Source organism: Streptomyces lancefieldiae, from assembly GCF_031845825.1.
Taxonomy (GTDB): Bacteria; Actinomycetota; Actinomycetes; order Streptomycetales; family Streptomycetaceae; genus Streptomyces; species Streptomyces lancefieldiae.
Genome location: NZ_JAVRFH010000038.1, coordinates 41022 through 61922, shown reverse-complemented (window position 1 = coordinate 61922; position 20901 = coordinate 41022). Strand labels below are relative to the sequence as shown.

Below are 20901 nucleotides of genomic sequence, written 5' to 3'. Positions count from 1 at the left end.
ACCATCCCCTTCCTTGTCGTGCCCGCGTCCACGCAACCACGATGAGCGGGCACTTCGCGGCCCTGCCTCGCCCTTACCCCGCTCGCGCGAAGTGTCAACCAGCTGAGCGGAGTTCACCAGGCGGACCCCGGAAGGGGGCACATGAACGGTCTCGACTGGTCCGTGCTCATCGGCTACTTCGCCGTCATGGTTGCGATCGGCGTGTGGTCGCACAAACGCGTGGACAACGTCAGCGACTTCTTCACGGCCGGCGGCAAGATGCCGTGGTGGCTCTCCGGCATCTCGCACCACATGTCGGGCTACAGCGCGGTGATGTTCACCGGATACGCGGGCATCGCCTACACCTACGGCGTCACGTCCTTCGTCACGTGGTCGTTCCCCATCGCGCTCGGCATCGCCATCGGGTCGAAGCTGTTCGCGCCGCGCATCAACCGGCTGCGCTCACGACTCCACGTGGCCTCACCCCTGGAGTACCTGAAGAACCGGTACAACCTGCCCACCCAGCAGGCCCTGGCCTGGTCCGGCATGCTGCTGAAGATCGTGGACGTGGCCGCGAAGTGGGCGGCCATCGCCACGCTGCTGTCGGTCTTCACCGGCATCAGCATCAACCAGGGCATCCTGATCACCGGCGTGATCACGGGCATCTACTGCACGATCGGCGGCCTGTGGGCGGACGCGCTGACCGAGCTGGGCCAGTTCATCATCCAGCTGCTGGCCGGCGTCGCGATGTTCGTGGCCGTCGTCATGAAACTCGGCGACCACGGCGGCTTCTTCGGCGTCTGGGACGAGCCCGCGCTCCAGGGCCACGCCAAACCGCTGGTCGGCCCCTACGGCACGGTGTTCCTGCTCGCCTACCTCTTCATCAAGCTCTTCGAGTACAACGGCGGCATGCTCAACCAGGCCCAGCGCTACATGGCCACACCCAACGCCCGCGAGGCCGAGCGGTCGGCGCGGCTGTCGGCGATACTGTGGCTGGTCTGGCCGCTGGTGCTGTTCTTCCCGATGTGGATGTCGCCGCTGCTGGTGGAGTCGCAGAAACCGGACGGCTCCGACTCCTACGCCCTGATGACCGAGCAGCTCCTGCCGCACGGCCTGCTGGGCCTGGTCATCGTCGGGTTCTTCTCGCACACCATGGCCATGTGCTCCTCGGACGCCAACGCCATCGCGGCCGTGTTCACCCGTGACGTGGCGCCGGTGCTGTCGGCGCGGGCGCGGGCGTGGGGCGAACGGTCCGGGCTGATCGCGGCGCGGCTGACGACGGTGGTCTTCCTCGGTCTGTCGATGGCGGTGGCGACGCAGGTCGACTCGCCGACGTTCAAGGACATCATCACCGTCGTCATCAAGTGGGTCGCCGGGCTGATGGGCCCGATCGCGATCCCGATGATGCTCGGCCTGCTCCGCCCGTTCCGCCGCTCCGGTCCGACGGCCGCGCTCACCAGTTGGGCGCTGGGCCTGCTCGCCTTCTGGCTGGTCAACTACCCGATCAACTGGAACGTGGACGGCGGTGTCCCCCTGGAGTACCAGGTGTCGATCCCGTTGGCGGTGTCGCTGGTCCTGTACATCGTGATCGGCTTCCTGAAGCCGGAGGACACGCCGGAGCGGCTCGCGATCATCGAGCGGGTCAACACGGACGACGACACCTCCGGCGCGGCGGCCGCGGTCCCGACGGCGGCGGTCGGGGTGGAGGACGCGGTGGGACGGACCCGGACCCCCGGGGCATGAGCGACCGGTGCCCCGGCGGTCGGGGCACCGGCAGGCTCAGCGCAGTTCCTGGATGCGGATCTGGTTGCCGGCGGGGTCGCGGACGGCGCAGTCGCGCATGCCGTACGGCTGCTCCGTCGGCTCCTGGATGACCTCGGCGCCCTCGGCCCGCAGCTTCTCGAAGGTGCCGTCGAGGTCGTCGGTGGCCAGGAGGATCCACCCGTAGGTGCCCTTGGCCATCATCTCGGCGATCGTGCGGCGCTCGGCGTCGGTGACGCCGGGGTCGACGGCCGGCGGCGACAGGAGGAGGGAGGTGTCGGGCCGGCCGGCGGGGCCGACGGTGATCCAGCGCATCCTGCCCTCTCCGACGTCCTTGCGGACCTCGAAGCCCAGGAGGTCGCGGTAGAAGGTCAGGGCCGCGTCCGGGTCGTCGTGCGGGAGGGCGGTGGTGTGAATGCTGAGATCCATGGCCACCACGCTAGCCGCGCTCCGCGCGCTCCTGTGACGGGACGGTGGACGGCACCGGGGCGGTGGACGGCACCGGGGCGGGGCCGGCACGTCATCGGCGCTGCTCCATGCGCATACGCGCGCCCGATCGCCCGCCGGCCCTCCGGCCGGTGGGGTCGTCAGCCTCGGGGGTAGCGTGTCAGCCAGGCCGGGGACGATCCCGCCGGGCCGTGCAGCGCGGTGCCCTGGGTCATCTCCATGGCGAAGTCGTCGGCCAGTTCCAGGATCGTCGGGCGGCCCTCCAACTCGGCCGTCCAGGCCGGTGGCAGGGCCGTCTCGCCGTGCAGGGCGCCGAGCAGTCCGCCCGTCAGGGCACCGGCCGCCGCGGACGGACCCCCGTGGTTGACGGCCAGTCGCAGCCCGTGCCGCATGTCCTCGCCGACGAGGGCGCAGTACACCGCGGCGGCGACCAGACCCTCCGCCGTGCCCCCGCCGATCAGCTCGGTCACCCGTGCCGGGGTCGGCAGCCCCTGCCGTACCGCGCCCAGCGCGTGTTGCAGGGCGTCCGCCACGGCCTGGTGCCCGGGCCGCGCGGCGAGCAGCGCGAGGGCCCGCTGCACGGCACCGTCCAGGCTCTCGCCGCGCGCCAGCCCGTGCACGATCACGGCGTACGCGCCCGCCGCCAGGTAGCCGGTGGGGTGGCCGTGGGTCTGCGTCGCGCACTCCACGGCGAGCTGGGCGACCAGTTGCGGCTCCCAGCCGACCAGAAGCCCGAACGGCGCCGACCGGGCGGCGGCCTCGGGCCCGCGCTCGGCGGGGTTCTTGGGGGCCTGCGGCGTACCCATCGTCTCGTCGCCGAGCCCGAGGAACAGCGCCCGGGGCGCGTCCCGGCGCGCGTACAGCCACTCCTCGCGGGCCAGCCAGCCGTCGTCCTCGCGCCGCAGGTCGGGCCCCCAGTCGCGCTGGGTCGCGGCCCAGCGCCGGTACGCCCGGTGCAGGTCGGTGGGCGGGTGCCAGGCGCCGGTGTCCCGCCGCACCTGGGCGCGGATCAGCCCGTCCACGGAGAACAGGGTGAGCTGCGTGTGGTGGGTGACCGCGCCGCGCCGGCCGTGGGCAGGGGCCAGGTCGGACAGCCCCTCCGCGCCGTGCGCCTCCCGGATGCCGTCGAGGTCCAGCCCGTCGACGGGCGCGCCGAGGGCGTCCCCGACGGCCGCGCCGAGCAGCGTCCCTCGCACCCTGCTGCGGAAGTCCTGCTGCTCGGCACGCCCCCAGACGGCTCCGACTGTCGCACCCACCTGGACCTCCTGTCGGCACTGTCCGTACCTACGACGCCCAGCACTGTATGCGAACGAAGCTGGTCGGTTCAGGGCTGGAACGGGCCGGAACGGTGTGGAAACGTTCACGTCACGATGCGCGTCTCCCGGCAGCAGCGGACGAAGTCCTGGACGACGGGATTGTCGTCGTCGGCGGGTACCCAGGCGACGCCGACCCGGCTGGGACTCACGCCGGTGACGGGACGGTAGACGACGCCGGGCCGGGTGTAGAAGCGGGCCGCGGACGCGGGGGCGAGGGCGACGCCGTACCCGTTGGCGATCGCGCTGAGCCAGTCGTCCGGCTGCTCGGTGACCGCGCCGATGCGTACGGGGCGGCCTTCGCGCTCGTCGGCGGCCAGCCAGTGGTCCCGCCACCGGCCCGTCTCGGGTGGGGCCGCCACGAACGGCTCGTCCCACAGGTCCCGGAAGGGGACCACCCCGCGAGCGGCCAAGGGGTGTGCCTCGGGCAGCGCGACACAGCGGGGTTCACTGAACAGGACCGCCACCCGCAGCGCGTCCTGACCGGGGAACGGCAGTCGCACCAGGGCGACATCGACGTCCGAGTCCGCGAGTCCGGCGGAGGGGTTCGACCAGGAGGCCTGGCGCATCTCGGCCCTCCAGCCCGGCCGGCGCCGGGCGAACTCCGCGACGATCGGCTGTGTCGCCTCGTTGGCGGCACTGGCGATGAACCCGACCCGCAGGACGCGGGCCGCACGGCTCGCCGCCGTCCTCGCCTCCCGTCGGGCCGCCTCCCACCCTTCCAGCAGGGCGGGGACCCGCGCCATCAGCGCTCGCCCCGGCTCGGTGAGGGCCATGCCGGTCCTCGACCGCGTGAACAGGTCCACGCCGAGCCCGGCCTCCAGCTGCCGGATCTGCTTGGTCAGCGCGGGCTGGGAGACGAACAGCCCCTCGGCGGCCCGGGTGAGGCTCCCCTCCTCCGCGACAGCGACGAAGTACCGCAGCAGCCGGGTGTCCACATCCATGCCACCAGGTTATAGACGCAGGTATTGGACGCCACGGCGCAACACGGTGAGGCTGGATGCAGGGGGACGTCCGGACGTCCGGAAGGAGAGCCTCGTGTACACGGCCTACGTGATCGTCACCGTCGTCGCGATCGTGGCGAACGCCGGGATCGCCGTCGCGGACCTGATGCGGGCCCGGTTCGTGCTCGCCAACTCGGCCGCGGTGGAGGTGCCCGCGTCGTGGCTTCCGTGGCTCGCCGTACTCAAGGCCGCCGGAGCCGCCGGGCTCCTCCTCGGCCTCCTGGGTGTCCGGCCCCTCGGCATCGCCGCCGCGGTCGGCCTCGTCCTCTTCTTCGTCGGCGCCGTCGCCGCGCACCTGCGCGCACGGGTCTTCCACAACCTGGCGTTCCCCGTCGGCTACCTGGCCCTGAACGCGACCGCGCTCGTCCTGGCGACCAGGTGAGTCGGAAAGCGTGAGCACCTCGGCCGCAACTGTCCCCGGGTCGCTCACATGAGCCCGTGGAGGACACTTTCCCGTCGGGTGTTCACGCTTTTCCGCGACCACCCGCCCCGGCCCGCCGCACCGGCGGCTCACGGCCGGGGTGCGGGCAGGGCCGGGACACCGTCGCGTCGGCCGACCGACTCGTGTGGTTCACGATCCGTTGACGCGACGCCCGTCCGGGCGCAGAACGATGCCGGTCATGACGACCACGACACGTGTCACCCTGGCCTGCGCCCTGTCGGCCACCGCGCTGCTCACCGGCGTCGCCGCCCCGGCCGCCACGGCCACCCCCGCCGGTCACGGCTCGCACACCGGCCACTCGGCGCGGCAGATACCGTTCACCGCCGCCGAGGTGACCGCCCGGGACGACGGCACGTACGAGATCACCTGGAAGGCGCCCGGCGTCCGCGAGGTCGCCGTCCGGGCGAACGGCCGTACCGTCGCCGCGGGCGGGTCCACCGGCAGGGTCACCGTGTCCGGGCTGCCCGCGGCCGACCGGCAGTGGTTCGACCTGGTCCCCGACCGGGGGCAGCGGCTGCGGCTCGCCGACCGGCTGATCGCGCTGGACGGCGCGGTCAACTTCCGCGACGCGGGCGGCTACCGCACCAAGGACGGACAGTGGGTGCGGATGGGCGCGGTGTACCGCACCGACTCCCTGGACAGGCTCACCGACGCCGACCTGGCCAAGCTGAGGCGGCTCGGCATCTCCGTCGACTACGACCTGCGCACCGCGTCCGAACGCGCGTCGGCCCCGGACCGCCTCCCCGCGGGGGTGCGGTACGTCGTGGCGGACGTCCTCGGTGACGACTCCCCCGTCTTCTCCATGCCGACGACGGCCGCCGAGGCCGAGCAGATGATGATCGACGGCGAGCGGACGATGGTCAGCGGCGCGAACGCCAAGGCCGCGTACGCCACCGTGTTCTCCGGCCTGGCCCGGGACGCCGACGGCGCCCTCTACCACTGCACCGCGGGCAAGGACCGCACCGGCTGGGCCGGCGCCACGCTGCTCACCGTGCTCGGTGTGCCGCGTGAGACGGTCATGGCGGACTACCTCGCCTCCAACGAGTACCGTGCCGAGGCCAACGCCGCCGCCCTGGCGGCCATGCCCGCGCAGCAGGCCGCGGTCTACAAGCCGATGCTCGACGTGCGCGCCGAGTACCTGAACTCCGGTTTCGACGAGGTCGAGGACGCGTACGGATCGTTCGCCGCCTACGAGAAGAAGGCCCTGGGCCTGGACGCCGGCGAACTCCGCCGGCTCAAGGCGGATCTTCTGGTGGGCTGACCGTGAGCGGCGTGGGGAAGGGAGAGATCATGACCACGACCAGACACACCCTCCCCCTCGCCGCCACCGTCCTCACCGGCGTCCTCGCCCTCTACATCACCCTCGTCGCCTTCGGGAACATCACCGACTTCGGCACCAACCAGGACTTCGTGCGCCATGTCCTCGCGATGGACACGACGTTCAAGGACGACGACCTGATGTGGCGGGCGATCACGAACAAGGGCGTCCAGGACGCCGCCTACGTCGCGATCATCGTGTGGGAGACGGTCGCCGCCCTCGTGCTGATCCACGCGACCTGGCTGTGGATACGCCGGGACCACGCCCCTGCGCGGCGCATGACCACGTACGGCACGCTCATGCTGATGCTGCTCTTCGGCGCCGGATTCATCGGGATCGGCGGGGAGTGGTTCGCGATGTGGCAGTCGGCGGACTGGAACGGGCTGGACGCGGCGACGCGGGTGTTCCTGCTGAGCGGGGTCGTACTGATCGTGGCGCACCTGCCCTTCGGGCGGGCGGAGGCTACGCCACCACGGTGACCTTCGTGCCGGACGTTCCGAACTCCCAGAGCGCGTCGCCGTCCGCCTTGGGCAGCCGTATGCCGCCCGTCTTCGCGCCGGAGGCCGGCGGAGGGGGCGAGGAGCCGTCCACCGCGTTGGAGAAGGCGATCCAGACGCCGTCCTCCTGGGTGAAGTACATGATCTGCTCGATCCGCACCCCGTCGGAGCCGTCCTGCGGGTCCTGGCGGCGGGTGCCGACGCTGTACGTGCCGGGGTCCGGGTCGACGGTGCCCGGCCACACGGTGAAGGACCGCCGGGTCGCGTCGCTGGCGTCCACCAGCCACACCCTCTTCTGGCCGACCGAGTAGACGATGCGCCGCCCGGTGCCGGAGCCGTCCGGCACCCGGGCCGGTGCGGTCTGCTTCGGCGTGGGATGCGCGTCCGCCGACACCGAGGGACTGGGTCTGGTGACCGCCGCGGTGGGGTGCGGGCCCTGGTCCGCCTTCACGGCCAGGACGGCCACCGCCGCGATCGCCCCCACCGTCAGACCGGAGACCCAGGCCCATGAGGGAAGTCGGGCAGGCACGGGCACGCATCTCCTCAGCTACGAGAACCCCGACACACCGGGGGCCCGATCATCGTACTGCGACCCCGCCGTGCACCGACGCCCGTGCTTCCGACGGCCCGTACCCCGACACCCCGCGCTCCCGGCGGCCCGCGCCTTCCACGGCCGACCTCAGTCCAGCACCGGCAGCAGTTCCGGCAGATGCCCGTCCGACGCCTTCGCCGCCCGCTGCCGTTCCTCCGGCACCGGTCCGTACAGCGTCGTCCGGGGCTTCGCCGGGCGGCCCGCCGCGTCCGCGACCGCGATCAGGTCCTTGACCGACTTGTACGAGCCGTAGGAGGAGCCCGCCATGCGGGAGATCGTCTCCTCCATCAGCGTGCCGCCGAGGTCGTTCGCGCCGGAGCGCAGCATCTCGGCCGCGCCCTCCGTGCCGAGTTTGACCCAGCTCGTCTGGATGTTCGGGATCCAGGGATGCAGGAGGAGGCGGGCCATCGCCGTGACCGCGCGGTTGTCGCGCGTCGTCGGACCGGGGCGCGCGATGCCCGCCAGGTACACCGGCGCGTTGGTGTGGATGAACGGGAGCGTCACGAACTCCGTGAAGCCGCCCGTGCGCTGCTGGATGCCGGCGAGGGTGCGCAGGTGGCCGAGCCAGTGGCGGGGCTGGTCGACGTGGCCGTACATCATCGTGGACGAGGAGCGGATGCCCAGGTCGTGGGCGGTCTCGACGACCTCGATCCACGTCGCCGCGGGCAGTTTGCCCTTGGTCAGGATCCAGCGGACCTCGTCGTCGAGGATCTCCGCCGCCGTGCCCGGGATCGAGTCCAGGCCGGCCTCCTTCGCCGCGCTCAGCCACTCGCGGACGGACAGGCCGGTGCGGGTCGCGCCGTTGACGACCTCCATCGGCGAGAAGGCGTGCACGTGCATGCCGGGGACGCGTTCCTTGACCGCCTTCGCGATGTCGAAGTACGCCGTGCCCGGCAGGTCGGGGTGGATGCCGCCCTGCATGCAGACCTCGACCGCGCCCACGTCCCAGGCCTGCTGCGCGCGGTCGGCCACCTGGTCCAGGGAGAGCGTGTAGGCGTCGGCGTCCGTGCGGCGCTGGGCGAAGGCGCAGAAGCGGCAGCCGGTGTAGCAGACGTTGGTGAAGTTGATGTTCCGGGTGACGATGTACGTCACGTCGTCGCCGACCGCCGACCGGCGCACGTCGTCGGCCACCCGGCACAGGGCGTCCAGTGCCGGACCGTCCGCGTGCAGCAGCGCCAGCGCCTCGTCGTCCGTGAGCTTCGTCGGGTCGTCGGCCGCCGTCGCCAGGGCCTGGCGTACGTCGGTGTCGATGCGCTCGGGTGCCATGCCGGGCGCGGCGGCCTCGCGCAGGGCGCCCCAGTCGCCGTACACCTCGTCGAAGTCGTCACGGCGGTCGGAGGTGCGGCCCTCGGTGTCGATGGTCGCGTGCAGGTCGGTGCGGCCGGTGGCGGTGAAGGCCTCGTCCGGCTCCTGCCAGGGGTGGCCCTCCACCGTCGCGTCCTCGCGCGCGAGGCCCGTGGCCGGGTCGGCGAGGGCGGTCACGTGCGGGCGCAGGCGCGGGTCCAGCCAGGGCTCGCCGCGTCGGACGAACTCCGGGTACACGCAGAGGCGTTCGCGCAGCTCGAAGCCGACGGCCCGGGACCTCTCGGCGAGTTCGTCGATCTGCGGCCAGGGGCGCTCGGGGTTGACGTGGTCGATGGTGAGCGGGGAGACCCCGCCCCAGTCGTCGATGCCCGCGCCGATCAGGCGTTCGTACTCCGAGTCGACCAGGTTGGGCGGGGCCTGCAGGCAGGCGGAGGGGCCCATGATGTGCCGTGCCACCGCCACCGTGGCGACGAGTTCGTCCAGTTCCGCGTCCGGCATGCCGCGCATCGCGGTGTCGGGCTTGGCGCGGAAGTTCTGGATGATCAGTTCCTGGACGCCGTGGTAGGCGCGGGAGACCTTGCGGAGGGCGAAGAGGGACTCGGCGCGCTCCTCGTAGGTCTCGCCGATGCCGATGAGGACACCGGAGGTGAAGGGGACGGAGGAGCGTCCGGCGTCCTCCAGGACGCGCAGCCGTACGGCGGGCTCCTTGTCCGGGGAGCCGTGGTGCGGGCCGCCGGGCTCGGACCACAGGCGGGTGGCGGTGGTCTCCAGCATCATGCCCATCGAGGGCGCGACCGGCTTGAGCCGCTGGAAGTCCGTCCAGGTCATGACTCCCGGGTTGAGGTGCGGGAGCAGCCCCGTCTCCTCCAGGATGCGGATGGAGACGGCGCGGACGTAGGCGATCGTGTCGTCGTAGCCGTGCGCGTCGAGCCACTCGCGTGCCTCGGGCCAGCGGTCCTCGGGCTTGTCGCCGAGGGTGATCAGCGCTTCCTTGCAGCCGAGGGCCGCGCCCTTGCGCGCGATGTCGAGGACCTCGTCGGGGGACATGAACATCCCGTGTCCGGCGCGGCGCAGCTTGCCGGGCACCGTGACGAACGTGCAGTAGTGGCACTTGTCCCGGCACAGCCGGGTCAGCGGGACGAAGACGCTCTTCGAGTAGGTGATGACGCCGGGGCGCCCGGCGGCCTCCAGACCCGCGTCCCGGACCCGGGCGGCGGACGCGGTGAGGGCGTCGAGGTGCTCGCCGCGGGCCTGGAGCAGCACCGCGGCCTCGGACACGTCGAGGGCGACACCGTCCCGCGCGCGTTTGAGGGCGCGGCGCAGGGAGTTCTCGGTGGGACCGGTGGGGTCGGTGGGGCCGGTTCCGGAGGTCGCGGAAGTCGTCATCCTTCGAGCATACGAGCGGGATGATCAGCGCGCGGGTTCCGTCCCGCCGGCCCACCGCGCGGTTCGGCGGTTCTCAATCCGCCGAACCCCTTTCCTTGTACGGGAGTTCACGGCTCAATACGAGGGTTGCACGCACCATTCCTGCACCACCGATGTCATGCCAAAGACGACACCTGGGAGCAGCAGCATGTGCGAGGACGACCACGCCGGCACGGGCCCGGGCAGACGCGCCCTGTTCGTGACGGGAGCCGCCGCCGCGCTTACGTTGGGAAGCGTGAGCTTCGCTTCGGCGGAAGGCCGGAACAACCAGGGTGCCCGGGATCAGCGGACCAGGACCGTGCGCGGCACCCTGCCGCCCGGTTCCCCCGACTTCGTGTACGTCCCGGTCGAGGTCCCCCCGGGGGTTCGGGAGATCCACGTCGCCTACACCTACGACCGCCCCGCCGTCCCGGCCGGCACCCAGGGCAACGCCCTCGACATCGGCCTCTTCGACGAGCGCGGCACCGAGCTGGGCGGCCGGGGCTTCAGGGGCTGGTCGGGCGGGGCCCGCACGGAGTTCTTCGTACGGGCCGACGAGGCGACGCCGGGGTACGTCCCGGGGCCCGTGCGCGCGGGCGTGTGGCACATCGCGCTCGGCCCGTACACGGTGGCTCCGCAGGGACTGTCGTACGAGATCGCGATCACGTTGACCTACGGCGAGCAGGGCGAAGGTGTCCGGCCGGTGTATCCGCCCGAGCGCGCCAAGGGGCGGGGCCGCGCCTGGTACCGGGGCGACTGCCACCTGCACTCCGTGTACTCCGACGGCCGCTACACCCTCGCCGAGATCGCGGGGCTGGCCCGCGCGGCGGGCCTGGACTTCATCAACTCCTCCGAGCACAACACCCACTCGGCGCACGCCCACTGGGCGGACCTGGCCGGGGACGACCTGCTGGTCCTGCTCGGCGAGGAGGTGACGACCCGCAACGGTCACGTCGTCGCCCTCGGCACCGACGCCGGCACGTTCGTCGACTGGCGCTACCGGGCCCGGGACAACCGCTTCGGCCGCTTCGCCCGCCAGATCCGCCGCGCCGGCGGCCTGGTCGTCCCGGCCCACCCGCACGCCACCTGCATCGGCTGCAACTGGAAGTTCGGGTTCGGGGAGGCGGACGCGGTCGAGGTGTGGAACGGCGCCTACGGTCCCGACGACGAGGTGGCACTGGCCGACTGGGACGGCATGCTGGTCGCCTCCGTGCGCGACGGGCAGGGCGGCAGGGGCTGGATCCCGGCGATGGGCAGCAGCGACTCCCACCGCGCCCCGGACGTCATCGGCCGCCCGCAGACCGTCGTCCTCGCCGACGACCTGACCCGGGAGGCGATCCAGGAGGGCATCCGCGCGGGACGGTCGTACGTCGCGGAGTCGGCGAAGGTGTCGCTGGCCTTCACGGCGTCCGGCGGGCGCGGTGAGCACGCCGGCATCGGCGAGCGGCTGCGCGTGGACCAGGACACCCCGGTCACCGTCCGCCTGGAGGTGACGGGCGCCCCGCGCTGCACGGTGCGCTTCGTCACGGACCAGGGCGTGCTGTTCACCAGCGGACCGCTGCCGGTGTCCGGCTCGGGCGTCGTGGAGTGGCGGACGACCGCCTCCTACGCGGCGTACGTACGGGCGGAGGTGCGGCACGAGGCGGCGGCGGGGCCGGTACCGGGCGCGTTGGCGGCGTTCACGAACCCGGTGTTCCTGGGGCGGCGGTAGCCGCTCGGCCGTCGTCCAGGTCGGCGACGACCGCGGCGTGGTCGGAGGGCCAGACGCCGTCGACGGGGCCGTCGCCGGCCCGCCGTGCCGCCCGGACCCGCCCGAGCCCGCCGGGGCCGGGCGGGCCCACGTGGACGTAGTCGATCCGCACGCTCGGCTCGCCGTCGGCGTGCGCGACGTACGGGTTCGCCGTGTCCCAGGTGCCGGACGGCCGACCGGGCCCGGCGTGCTCCCAGGCGTCGTGGAGTCGCCGCGCGCGCAGGAGGCGGACCTCCGGCGCTTCGGGACGGGCGTTGAAGTCGCCGGTGACGACGGGCGGGAAGCCGGTGCCGTGCCGGTGCCCGGCGACGAAGTCCGCGAGCGCGGCGGTCTGCTCGCGGCGCACGGCGGAGGCGTGGCCGCCCGAGGTCAGGTGGGCGGTGAAGAAGGGCACCTGGTGGCCGGGCGCGTCCAGCCGGGCGTACAACGCGAGCCGTCCGTCGTCGAGTTCCTCGGGGACGGGCAGCCGCAGCACCGCCCGCTCCACGACGGGCCAGCGGCTGAGCACCGCGGTGCCGATGCCGACCGTGTCGTCCCCGATGCGCCGCTGCCACCGCTCGGGGGCGGGCGAGGGCGCCCAGGCCCAGTGCAGGCCGAGCTCGCCGGCCAGCCACTCGGCGAGGTTCTCGCCGTCGGCGCGCGGCGCGTGGGCCCACACCTCCTGGAGGCCGACGACATCGGGCCGCAGTTCCCTCAGTACGGCGAGGATCGCCTTCTGCCGCTCGGCCCACGGCCCGAACCGCCACCACAGATTCCACGTCACGACCCGCACGCCCGCACCGCCCGTCCTCCCGCCCCGCCCACACCGTCCCCAAGAGGTTTTCCGGGGAACATGGACACACACGAAACGGGAGGGTGAACGAACGATGTCGTCCTACGCCGAGAAGAAGTACCGGGCCGTCACGGCCTTCCAGCGCCGGCTCAACTCCGTCCTGCGCCGGCTGCCGACCCAGACCCTGCTCGAGACCACCGGCCGCGTCTCCGGCCTGCCCCGCCGCACGCCGGTCGGCGGGCGCCTGGTGGGGGACTCGTTCTGGCTGGTGTCGGAGTTCGGGGAGCGGTCCCAGTACGTCCGCAACCTCCGGGCCGATCCGCGGGTGCGGGTGCGTGTCCGGGGCCGCTGGCACACGGGGACGGCCCACGTCCTGCCCGACGACGACCCCATCGCGCGCCTGCGCCGCCTCCCCCGGTTCAACAGCCTGGCGGTGCGGGCGATGGGGGTCGGGACGGGACTGCTGACGGTGCGGGTGGATCTGGAGGGCCGCGGAGGCATGTGACGGACCTGTGATCGCCGTCTCCCACGGCTGACGAGGTCGGCATGAACAAGGCAAACTGGCGTAGTTGCTCAGGATGTCTAGGGGGACTGCATGGACGGTGTACCGCGGGTACCGGAGCAGCGGCGCCCCGGATCCCCGGCGGAACCGGAGAAATCGCCGGAAACGGAGAAATCTCCGGGTCGGCGGCAGTCGCCGGACCGGGAGTCGTCCTCGGCACGGGGGACGTCGGCCGGACGGGAGCCGTCGGCCGCGCTGCGCTTCGGCGTGCTCGGACCGGTGCGCGCCTGGCGCGGCGACGAACCACTGGCCACCGGCTCCCCCCAGCAGCGCGCGCTGCTGGCCGCCCTGCTGCTCCGCGAGGGCCGCACCGCCACCGCCGCCGAGCTGATCGACGCCCTGTGGGGCGAGGACCCGCCGTCGCAGGCGCTGGCGGCGGTACGGACGTACGCGTCCCGCCTGCGCAAAGTCCTGGACACCGGGGTGCTGGTGAGCGAGTCGGGTGGGTACGCCGTACGAGGCCTGGGCGAGGGGGCGTTGGACCTGACCGCCGCCCAGGACCTGGCCGCCGAGGCGGAGAGGGCGCGCGGCGCCGGGGACCTGTGCCGCGCCCGTGACGTCCTGCGCCGCGCGCTGGCGCTGTGGGACGGCGAGGTACTGGCCGGTGTGCCAGGCCCGTACGCGGAGGCGCAGCGGGTCCGCCTGGAGGAGTGGCGGCTCCAACTCCTCGAAGCCCGGCTGGACATGGACCTGGAGCAGGGCTGCCACGCCGAGGCCGTCTCGGAGTTGACGGCGCTCACGGCGGCCCACCCCCTCCGGGAACGCCTGCGCGAGCTGCTGATGCTGGCCCTCTACCGCAGCGGACGCCAGGCGGAGGCCCTCGCGGTCTACGCGGACACGCGGCGCCTGCTCGCCGACGAACTCGGCGTCGACCCGCGCCCCGGCCTCCAGGAACTCCAGCAGCGCATCCTCCGGGCCGACCCGGGTCTGGCCGAACCGCCCGCGCCGGCCGCGGAGTCGACGGTGGCCCGGTTCCGCCCGGCCCAGCTACCCGCCACGGTCCCGGACTTCACGGGACGCGCGTCCCTCGTCCGCGAGCTGAGCGACGTACTGGCCGCGGCCTCGGGTGCCGGCAGCGCGGGCCGCGTGATGGCGGTCTCGGCGCTGGCCGGCATCGGCGGCGTCGGCAAGACGACCCTCGCGGTGCACGTCGCCCACCAGGCGCGGGCCGCCTTCCCGGACGGACAGCTCTACGTCGACCTCCAGGGCGCGGGCGCGCGGCCGGCGGAACCGGAGACGGTGCTGGGCTCCTTCCTGCGCGCCCTGGGCACGGCCGACTCGGCCATCCCCGAGTCCCTGGAGGACCGGGCCGCCCTCTACCGCTCCGTCCTGGACGGCCGCCGCGTCCTCGTCCTCCTCGACAACGCCCGTGACGCGGCCCAGGTGCGCCCGCTGCTGCCCGGCACGGACGGCTGCGCCGCGCTGGTGACGGCGCGGGTGCGGATGGTGGACCTCGCCGGGGCGCAACTGGTCGACCTGGACGTGATGTCCCCCGACGAGGCACTGGCGCTGTTCACGAGGATCGTGGGCGAGGAGCGGGTCGCCTCGGAGCGGAAGGCGGCCCTGGACGTGGTCGGCGCCTGCGGTTTCCTCCCCCTCGCGATCCGCATCGCCGCGTCCCGCCTCGCGGCCCGCCGCACGTGGACGGTCTCGGTCCTCGCCGCCAAGCTGGCCGACGAACGCCGCCGCCTGGACGAGCTGCAGGCCGGTGACCTCGCGGTCAAGGCCACCTTCGAGTTGGGCTACGGCCAGCTCGAACCGGCCCAGGCCCGCGCCTTCCGGCTCCTCGGCCTCGCCGACGGCCCGGACATCTCCCTCGCGGCGGCGGCGGCGGTGCTGGACCTGCCGGTCGAGGACACGGAGGACCTCCTGGAGTCCCTGGTCGACACGTCGCTGCTCGAATCGGCGGCACCGGGGCGGTACCGGTTCCACGACCTGGTGCGGCTCTACGCGCGTGCGTGCGCGGAACGGGACGAGCATCCGCCGAGCGAGCGGGGGGCGGCGCTGTCGCGGTTGCTGGACTTCTACCTGGCCACGGCGGCGGGGGTCTACGCGATCGAGCGGCCCGGGGACCGGCTGGTGGACGGCCTGGAGCCGACGGACCATCCCGGGCTGACGTTCACCGAGGGCTCGGCGGCGCTGGACTGGCTGTACAGCGAGGCGGCGCCCCTGCTCGCGTGCGTACGCCAGGCCGCCGAGTCGGACCGGCTCCGGCGTGCCGTCGACCTGCTCTGGGCCGCCAAGGACCTCACCGAGTCCGGTGCCAACTCGCATCAGTACGAAACGACGGCCAGAAGCATGTGCGAAGCGACCCGCACGGCCGGCGACACTCTGGCCGAGGGACGGGCGCGGACGGTGCTCACCGACGTCCTGCTGGTGTCAGGCCGCATCTCCCAGGCCGAGGAGGAGTCCCGGCTGGCGATGCGGCTCGCGGAGTCGGTCCGGGACGCCGTCGCGGTGAGCTGGGTCGCCAACAGTCTGGGGCTCATCTGCCTGCACCAGGGGAGGCACGGCGACAGCAAGCCGTTCTTCGAGCGGGCCATCGAGGGTTTCCGGGCCCTGTGCAACCGTCCGCCCGAGGCGACGGCCCTGTGCAACCTCTCACGGGCCCACCTGGGAGTGGGCGACGTGGTGCAAGCCGTCGACTTCGCACGACGGGGGCTGGCCGCGCACGCCGAGTTCGGCAGGACCGTCCGGCTCGCCAACAGCCACTACGCGCTGGGCATCGCACTCAACCGGGCCGGTCGGCACACGGAGGCCCTCGGGCACTTCTCCGAGGCACTGACGATCTTCACCGCCCACCGCCAACGGCTCTGGGAGGGAACGACGAACTTCCGCATCGCCGAAGTGCACCTCGCGGCCCAACGGCCCTCGCAGGCGGCCCAGCACGCCGAACAGGCCCTCGCCCTCGGCTGCATCGGTGGTGACCGCATGCTGGGCAACGTTCTGACGCTGCTGGGCCGCGCCCTGGCCGACCTGGAGCAGACGGACCGGGCCAGGGCCTGCTGGAACAAGGCTCTGCGCCTCTACGAGCAGGAGGGTGCCGAGGAGGCGAGTGAGGCACGGGCCTTGCTCACCCCCGCCTCGGCCGCCTGAACCGCGTGCGTGGCGAAGGGCGTTCAGCGTTCGTTTATCGCCCCACGGCATGGTCGTACCCGTCACACCGTCGCGTCGGGGGGCAGGCGGTCTGGCCAGGGGACCGACCAGTTATGGTGCGGCTCCGAACGCCCGCCCGGCGGCCCGCGGGGGAGCCCCCGGGCGGGCGTCTGCCACATGCCACCACAGCGGAGGGAACCAAGCCCATGAGCGACAACCAGAAGGACACGGAAGTGGCGGCCACGGGCAGGGCGGTCACGGGCGAGGCCATCACGACGCTCGAGAACCCGATGCCCGCGCCGCCGAAGGACGGTGGCGCCACCACGCTGGAGAACCCGATGCCCAGCGGACCGGCCAAGCCCGCGATCACGACGATGGGGGAGAACCCCATGCCGGCCCCGCCCGCCCTGGATCTGGACGGCAAGTAGACCTTCTTTCCCACACGGGGATCGGCCGCGGCGGCGCGGAGGGGAGCCGCCGCGGCCGACGTGTGTCCGTGATGCCGGCCCCGCCTACGTGAGCGGCAGCGGCTCCGGGTCGTACAGCTCGCAGTGGTCGGGCAGGGTGTCGGTGACGAGCCTCAGGCGGACCTGGCTCACGCCGCGGGCGGGGACCGTGGCCTCCTCGCGGGCGTCGTCGATCGCGAAGTCCTCCCCGTCCTTGAAGTACACGGTGACGGCGAAGGTGTACTCGCGGGCGTTCGGGTTGGTGATCTCGACGGTGGCGTACGGGTCGGACTCGGTCGCGCAGCTCACCAGTTCCACCGTGGCGGGCTCCGGGCCGCCGGTGTCCGCGTCGCCGCCCCCGCTGCCGCCGCCGTCGTCATCGGTGTCGTAACCGCTGCCGTAGCCGCCGGTCGTGGCACCGCCGTAGCCGCTGTCGTCGTCGGTGTCGTCGTCCTTGTGGGCGCCGCCGCCGGACGTGGTCGACGACGAGCTGTCGTGGTCCTGGCTGGAGCTGCTGCAACCGCCGCCGCCGTCACCGCCCCCGTGGCCGTGACCGCGTCCCGTCGAGAAGCCGGTCAGGCTGAGGACCACCAGTGCCGAGACCGCCGTGAACCTGAGTGCTCGCCCCCGTGTTGTCATGCCGCTCACGCTAACGACCACGTGTCACGGGCATGTCACCAGGGCGCCACGGCGGCGCACCCCGCCCACCCAGCGCACCCGACCACACGGCCCGCGGCCCGCCGCCCCGTCTCACGTCGTACGGGCCGTCCCCGTGCCCTTCTCCGCGTCCAGCGCGTACACGCAGCGGTCCTTGCTGCACGCGTACACGATGCCGTCGCGGACGACCGGGGAGCCGGTGATCTCGCCGCCGGTCGCCAGCTTCCAGCGCAGGCGGCCGTCGTCGGCCTTCAGGGTGTAGAGGAGGTGGTCCGTCGAGCCGAAGTGGATGCGGCCCTCGGCCACCGCGGGCGCGCCCACGATGTCGCCGCCCGCCTGGAAGCGCCACTTGGGCGTGCCCGTGACCGCGTCCAGGGTGTACAGGCCCTTGCCGCTGCCCACGTGCACGTGGCCGGCGGCCACCAGGACCGGGTCGGTCGAGGAACGGGCCTCCGTCGCGATGCGCCAGCGGTCGCGGCCGTCGGTGGCGTCGAGGGCGTAGACCGTGCCGAGGTAGTCGGCCAGGTAGACACCGCCGCCGGTCACCGCGGGGCCCGGTACGAAGGCCGGCGGGGCGAGGAAGACCGCCGGCGCCTCGAAGTGCCAGCGGACGTGGCCGGAGGTGACCTCCAGGGCGAGGACCCGGGTGCCGGCCGCGACGTAGACGTAACCGTCGGGTGCCTGGGTGACGCGGACCGGCACCCCGCCGCAGGAGGCGGCGTCACCGATCGGGTACGACCACCTCTCGTCGCCGGTACGGGCGTCCAGGGCGCGCAGCCGGGCGTCCTGCCACACGTACACCGTGCCGTCGTGGAGCGCCGCGCCCGCCTCGGGGGACTCGAAGTCGCTCTGGGCGCCGGTGATCTCCCACAGCTTCTGGCCGCCCGAGGCCTCCCAGGCCTGGACGCCGCCGCCGCGGGTGGCGGTGACGACCGTGCCCCGGTCGGCCTGGAGGGAGTACACCCAGGCATCGGTCTGCACGCGCCACAGGTCGGCGCCCTCGCGGGCGTCCAGGGCGAAGAGGGTCGGGCCGTCGGAGGCGTGGATACGGCCGTCCGCGACCGCCATCGACCAGGCGACGTCCCGGGTCTTGAAGCGGCGGCGACCGGTGCCCACGTCCAGGGCGTGCACCTCGAAGGAGGTGACGTAGACCAGGTCCTCGGCGACGGACGGCGTGCCCCAGACGTCGTTGGACATGCGGAAGCGCCAGGGGCGCCAGCCGGCCGGCGACGCCTCGGGGGGTGCGAGGGGGGCGGGCGGCGCGGCCGGTACGGCGGGGTCGGCGCCGTTGACCCCGGGGCGGGGGCGGGACCAGGACGCGGCGAGGGCGGACTCCGGCGGGGGCGCGGCCACGGCGGCGGCACGCATGTCGGCGACGCGCGGGCCGGGACCGATGGGCACGGCGACGCCGGCCAGCCGGACCGGGCCGGTGTCGGGCGCGCCGACGGGCGCGTGCACGGGCGGTGCGTGCACCGGCGGCGCCGGTACGACGGGGTCGTGCGAAGGCGGGGGCGGGGGCACGGGGACCGCGGGACGGGCGCCGACCGGGCCACCGCCACCGGCCCCGCCGCCGCGGCCGCCGGCCGTCGTGGCGGGCTTGGCCGGAGGCCGGCCGCCACGACGGCCCTCGATCAGGCCGACCGCCCGCTCGGGCAGCCACGCCGACGCCGTACCGCTGTCGTCGGAGCCGGAGCCGAACAGGTGCGGGGCGAGCTGGGACTGGAGGTCGGCGGGGTTGGGGCGGGCCGTGGCCTCCATCTGCATGCAGGACTCGATGAGCGGACGCAGCTCGTCCGGGAGGCCTTCCAGGTCGGGGCCCTCGCGCAGCAGCATGAAGACCGTCTCGACCGGGTTGGCCCCGTGGAAGGGCGGGTGGCCCGTGGCGGCGAAGACCAGCATCGAGCCGAGCGAGAACACGTCGCTCGCGCCGGTGACGCTGCGGGAGTCCTTCGCCTGCTCCGGGGACATGTAGGCGGGGGTGCCCACGGCGACGTTCGTCATCGTCAGACGGGTGTTCGAGACGCCGGACGCGATGCCGAAGTCGATCACCCGGGGGCCGTCCTCGACGACGAGGACGTTGGAGGGCTTCAGGTCGCGGTGGACGAGCCCGGCACCGTGGATCGACTGCAGCGCCTCGGCGACGCCCGCCGCCAGCCAGCGCACCGCCTGGGCCGGGAGCGGCCCGCACTCGTTCACTATCTCTTCGAGGGACGGTGCGGGGACGTACGCCGTGGCCAGCCACGGCACCGCGGCGCGCGGGTCGGCGTCGACCACGGCCGCCGTGTAGAAGCCGGAGACGGCGCGGGCCGCCTCCACCTCGCGCGTGAAGCGGACGCGGAAGAGCTGGTCCTCCGCCAGCTCCGTCCGGACCGTCTTGATCGCCACGCGCCGGCCGGACGCCGAGCGCGCGAGATAGACCAGCCCCATGCCGCCGGCGCCGAGTCGCCCCAGCACCTCGAACGGCCCGATCCGCCGCGGATCGTGCTGCGTCAGCTGATCCACCACTTGCCTGCCACCTCCCCGTACGAGCCGCGCCACCCACATATGTACGCGACCGAAGTGCAGCGTCTCACCACCGCACCTCCGTGGCGGCACGCACCCCGATTCTTCCTGGCCGAGGCGCCGGTGGCGAACCTGAGGATAATCAGGGTGTCTCACCCGAACCAGGGCAAAGAGCCACACCCGCCGACCCGCGGTCAGCGTTGCAGCAGCGCGAACGACGCCCCCTGACCGTCCGAGACCACGGCCACCCGTCCGTACGACGTCTCGAACGGCGGCACCCGCACCCGTCCGCCGAGCCGGGCCACCGTGCCGAGCGCGGCCTCGCAGTCCTCGACCAGGAAGTGGACGAGGAAGTGGGGCGGCATCTCGGCGGGGAAGACGTCGGAGACCGGGGCGCGGCCGAAGTCGGGTGCGGCGTCCGGGCCGAGGAGGGCGTCGTGGAACAGGTCGCCGTAGAAGGCGCCGGCGGCCTCGGTGTCCCGGGTGTACAGCTCCACCCGGGCGAAGGTGCCCGGCTCGTGCCGCCGCCCGAAACCGGTGAAACCGGCGTGGCCGGGGGTGCGGGGCGCGCCCGGGGGCTGCACCAGGGCGAAGACGGCGCCCTGGGGGTCGGTGACCAGCGCGGTCGTGCCCAGCTCGGACACCGGCTGTGGCGGCGTGACGATCTGCCCGCCGGCCGCGCGGACCCGCCCGGCCAGGGCCTCGGCGTCGGTGGCGGCGAAGTACACCGTCCAGACGGTGGGCATCCGGCCGTCCGTCTTGCGTACGAGCGCGGCGACGGGCTCGCCGTCCAGCCTCGCCCACGCGTAGGCGCCGGGTCCCGTCCCCCCGCCCTCCTCGAAGGTCCAGCCGAAGAGCTCGCCGTAGAAGCGCTTGCCCGCCTCGACGTCGGAAAGCTGCGCGTCCACCCAGCAGGGGACGCCTTCCGGGTATGCGGACGGGCGGCTGGATGTCCGCTTCGCGGATGCCCCTTTTTCGGCCATGCCGTCAAAGTAACCGTGCCGCCCGCACCGCGCAGACCAGGCACACCAGCCTCTCCGCGCCCGCGCACCCC

17 protein-coding genes are annotated in these 20901 nt (G+C 73.3%); 8 read left to right on the top strand and 9 right to left on the bottom strand.

Translation table 11 applies throughout. The annotated features are described in order from the left end of the window. Window positions 1–141 precede the first annotated feature (141 nt). Window positions 142–1722: a sodium:solute symporter family protein gene (locus RM812_RS29380; RefSeq protein ID WP_311578875.1), complete on the top strand. Its 1581-nt coding sequence runs from the start codon at window positions 142–144 to the stop codon at window positions 1720–1722. Window positions 1723–1758: 36 nt separating this feature from the next. Here RM812_RS29380 and RM812_RS29375 read toward each other — a convergent pair whose 3' ends face one another. From RM812_RS29375 to RM812_RS29365, 3 genes are all read right to left on the bottom strand, one after another. Beyond that, window positions 1759–2169 (bottom strand): VOC family protein, encoded by a 411-nt coding sequence (locus RM812_RS29375; protein ID WP_311578872.1) that lies wholly within the window; start codon window positions 2167–2169, stop codon window positions 1759–1761. A gap of 158 nt (window positions 2170–2327) precedes the next feature. Further along, window positions 2328–3443, bottom strand: coding sequence for an ADP-ribosylglycohydrolase family protein (locus RM812_RS29370; protein WP_311578869.1), 1116 nt, complete (start codon window positions 3441–3443; stop codon window positions 2328–2330). A gap of 104 nt (window positions 3444–3547) precedes the next feature. Then, on the bottom strand, window positions 3548–4444 hold the full coding sequence (locus RM812_RS29365) for a LysR family transcriptional regulator (protein WP_311578866.1): 897 nt from the start codon (window positions 4442–4444) through the stop codon (window positions 3548–3550). Between the two features lie 94 nt (window positions 4445–4538). On the opposite strand from RM812_RS29365, the gene RM812_RS29360 reads away from it, so the two are divergent. The 3 genes from RM812_RS29360 to RM812_RS29350 all read left to right on the top strand — a co-directional run bounded on the left by RM812_RS29360 (window position 4539) and on the right by RM812_RS29350 (window position 6743). Then, the gene (locus tag RM812_RS29360; RefSeq protein WP_311578863.1) at window positions 4539–4886 is read left to right on the top strand and encodes a DoxX family protein; all 348 of its coding nucleotides are present in this window, start codon (window positions 4539–4541) and stop codon (window positions 4884–4886) included. Between the two features lie 238 nt (window positions 4887–5124). After that, the gene (locus tag RM812_RS29355) at window positions 5125–6207 is read left to right on the top strand and encodes a tyrosine-protein phosphatase (protein WP_311578860.1); all 1083 of its coding nucleotides are present in this window, start codon (window positions 5125–5127) and stop codon (window positions 6205–6207) included. A 29-nt stretch (window positions 6208–6236) separates the two neighbouring features. After that, window positions 6237–6743, top strand: coding sequence for a DUF2165 domain-containing protein (locus RM812_RS29350; RefSeq protein ID WP_311578857.1), 507 nt, complete (start codon window positions 6237–6239; stop codon window positions 6741–6743). Here the strand turns inward: RM812_RS29350 and RM812_RS29345 are convergent. Then, window positions 6727–7290: a hypothetical protein gene (locus RM812_RS29345; protein ID WP_311578854.1), complete on the bottom strand. Its 564-nt coding sequence runs from the start codon at window positions 7288–7290 to the stop codon at window positions 6727–6729. The two genes, RM812_RS29350 and RM812_RS29345, sit on opposite strands and share 17 nt — an antisense overlap. Before the next feature lie 150 nt (window positions 7291–7440). Then, window positions 7441–10044 carry a bifunctional FO biosynthesis protein CofGH gene (locus RM812_RS29340; protein WP_311578851.1) on the bottom strand — a complete coding sequence of 868 codons (2604 nt, stop codon included), beginning with the start codon at window positions 10042–10044 and terminating at the stop codon, window positions 7441–7443. Window positions 10045–10231: 187 nt separating this feature from the next. Between RM812_RS29340 and RM812_RS29335 the strand changes: the two genes are divergently transcribed. Next, window positions 10232–11773, top strand: a complete 1542-nt coding sequence (locus tag RM812_RS29335) for a CehA/McbA family metallohydrolase (protein ID WP_311578848.1) — start codon at window positions 10232–10234, stop codon at window positions 11771–11773. Here the strand turns inward: RM812_RS29335 and RM812_RS29330 are convergent. Then, window positions 11742–12584 (bottom strand): endonuclease/exonuclease/phosphatase family protein, encoded by an 843-nt coding sequence (locus RM812_RS29330; RefSeq protein WP_311578845.1) that lies wholly within the window; start codon window positions 12582–12584, stop codon window positions 11742–11744. The genes RM812_RS29335 and RM812_RS29330 overlap by 32 nt on opposite strands. A gap of 94 nt (window positions 12585–12678) precedes the next feature. Between RM812_RS29330 and RM812_RS29325 the strand changes: the two genes are divergently transcribed. The 3 genes from RM812_RS29325 (at window position 12679) to RM812_RS29315 (ending at window position 16670) form a co-directional block, all read left to right on the top strand. Beyond that, the gene (locus RM812_RS29325) at window positions 12679–13089 is read left to right on the top strand and encodes a nitroreductase/quinone reductase family protein (protein WP_311578842.1); all 411 of its coding nucleotides are present in this window, start codon (window positions 12679–12681) and stop codon (window positions 13087–13089) included. Window positions 13090–13179: 90 nt separating this feature from the next. Next, window positions 13180–16242: an AfsR/SARP family transcriptional regulator gene (locus tag RM812_RS29320; RefSeq protein WP_311578839.1), complete on the top strand. Its 3063-nt coding sequence runs from the start codon at window positions 13180–13182 to the stop codon at window positions 16240–16242. Between the two features lie 206 nt (window positions 16243–16448). Next, complete coding sequence (locus RM812_RS29315) at window positions 16449–16670, top strand: sigma-like protein (protein ID WP_311578836.1); 222 nt, start codon at window positions 16449–16451, stop codon at window positions 16668–16670. A gap of 84 nt (window positions 16671–16754) precedes the next feature. On the opposite strand, the gene RM812_RS29310 is transcribed toward RM812_RS29315, so the two are convergent. The 3 genes from RM812_RS29310 to RM812_RS29300 all read right to left on the bottom strand — a co-directional run bounded on the left by RM812_RS29310 (window position 16755) and on the right by RM812_RS29300 (window position 20830). After that, window positions 16755–17327: a hypothetical protein gene (locus RM812_RS29310; RefSeq protein WP_311578833.1), complete on the bottom strand. Its 573-nt coding sequence runs from the start codon at window positions 17325–17327 to the stop codon at window positions 16755–16757. 111 nt (window positions 17328–17438) lie between these two features. Next, on the bottom strand, window positions 17439–19850 hold the full coding sequence (locus RM812_RS29305; protein WP_311578830.1) for an outer membrane protein assembly factor BamB family protein: 2412 nt from the start codon (window positions 19848–19850) through the stop codon (window positions 17439–17441). A 191-nt stretch (window positions 19851–20041) separates the two neighbouring features. Then, window positions 20042–20830, bottom strand: a complete 789-nt coding sequence (locus tag RM812_RS29300) for a VOC family protein (RefSeq protein ID WP_311578827.1) — start codon at window positions 20828–20830, stop codon at window positions 20042–20044. Between the last annotated feature and the right edge of the window lie 71 nt (window positions 20831–20901).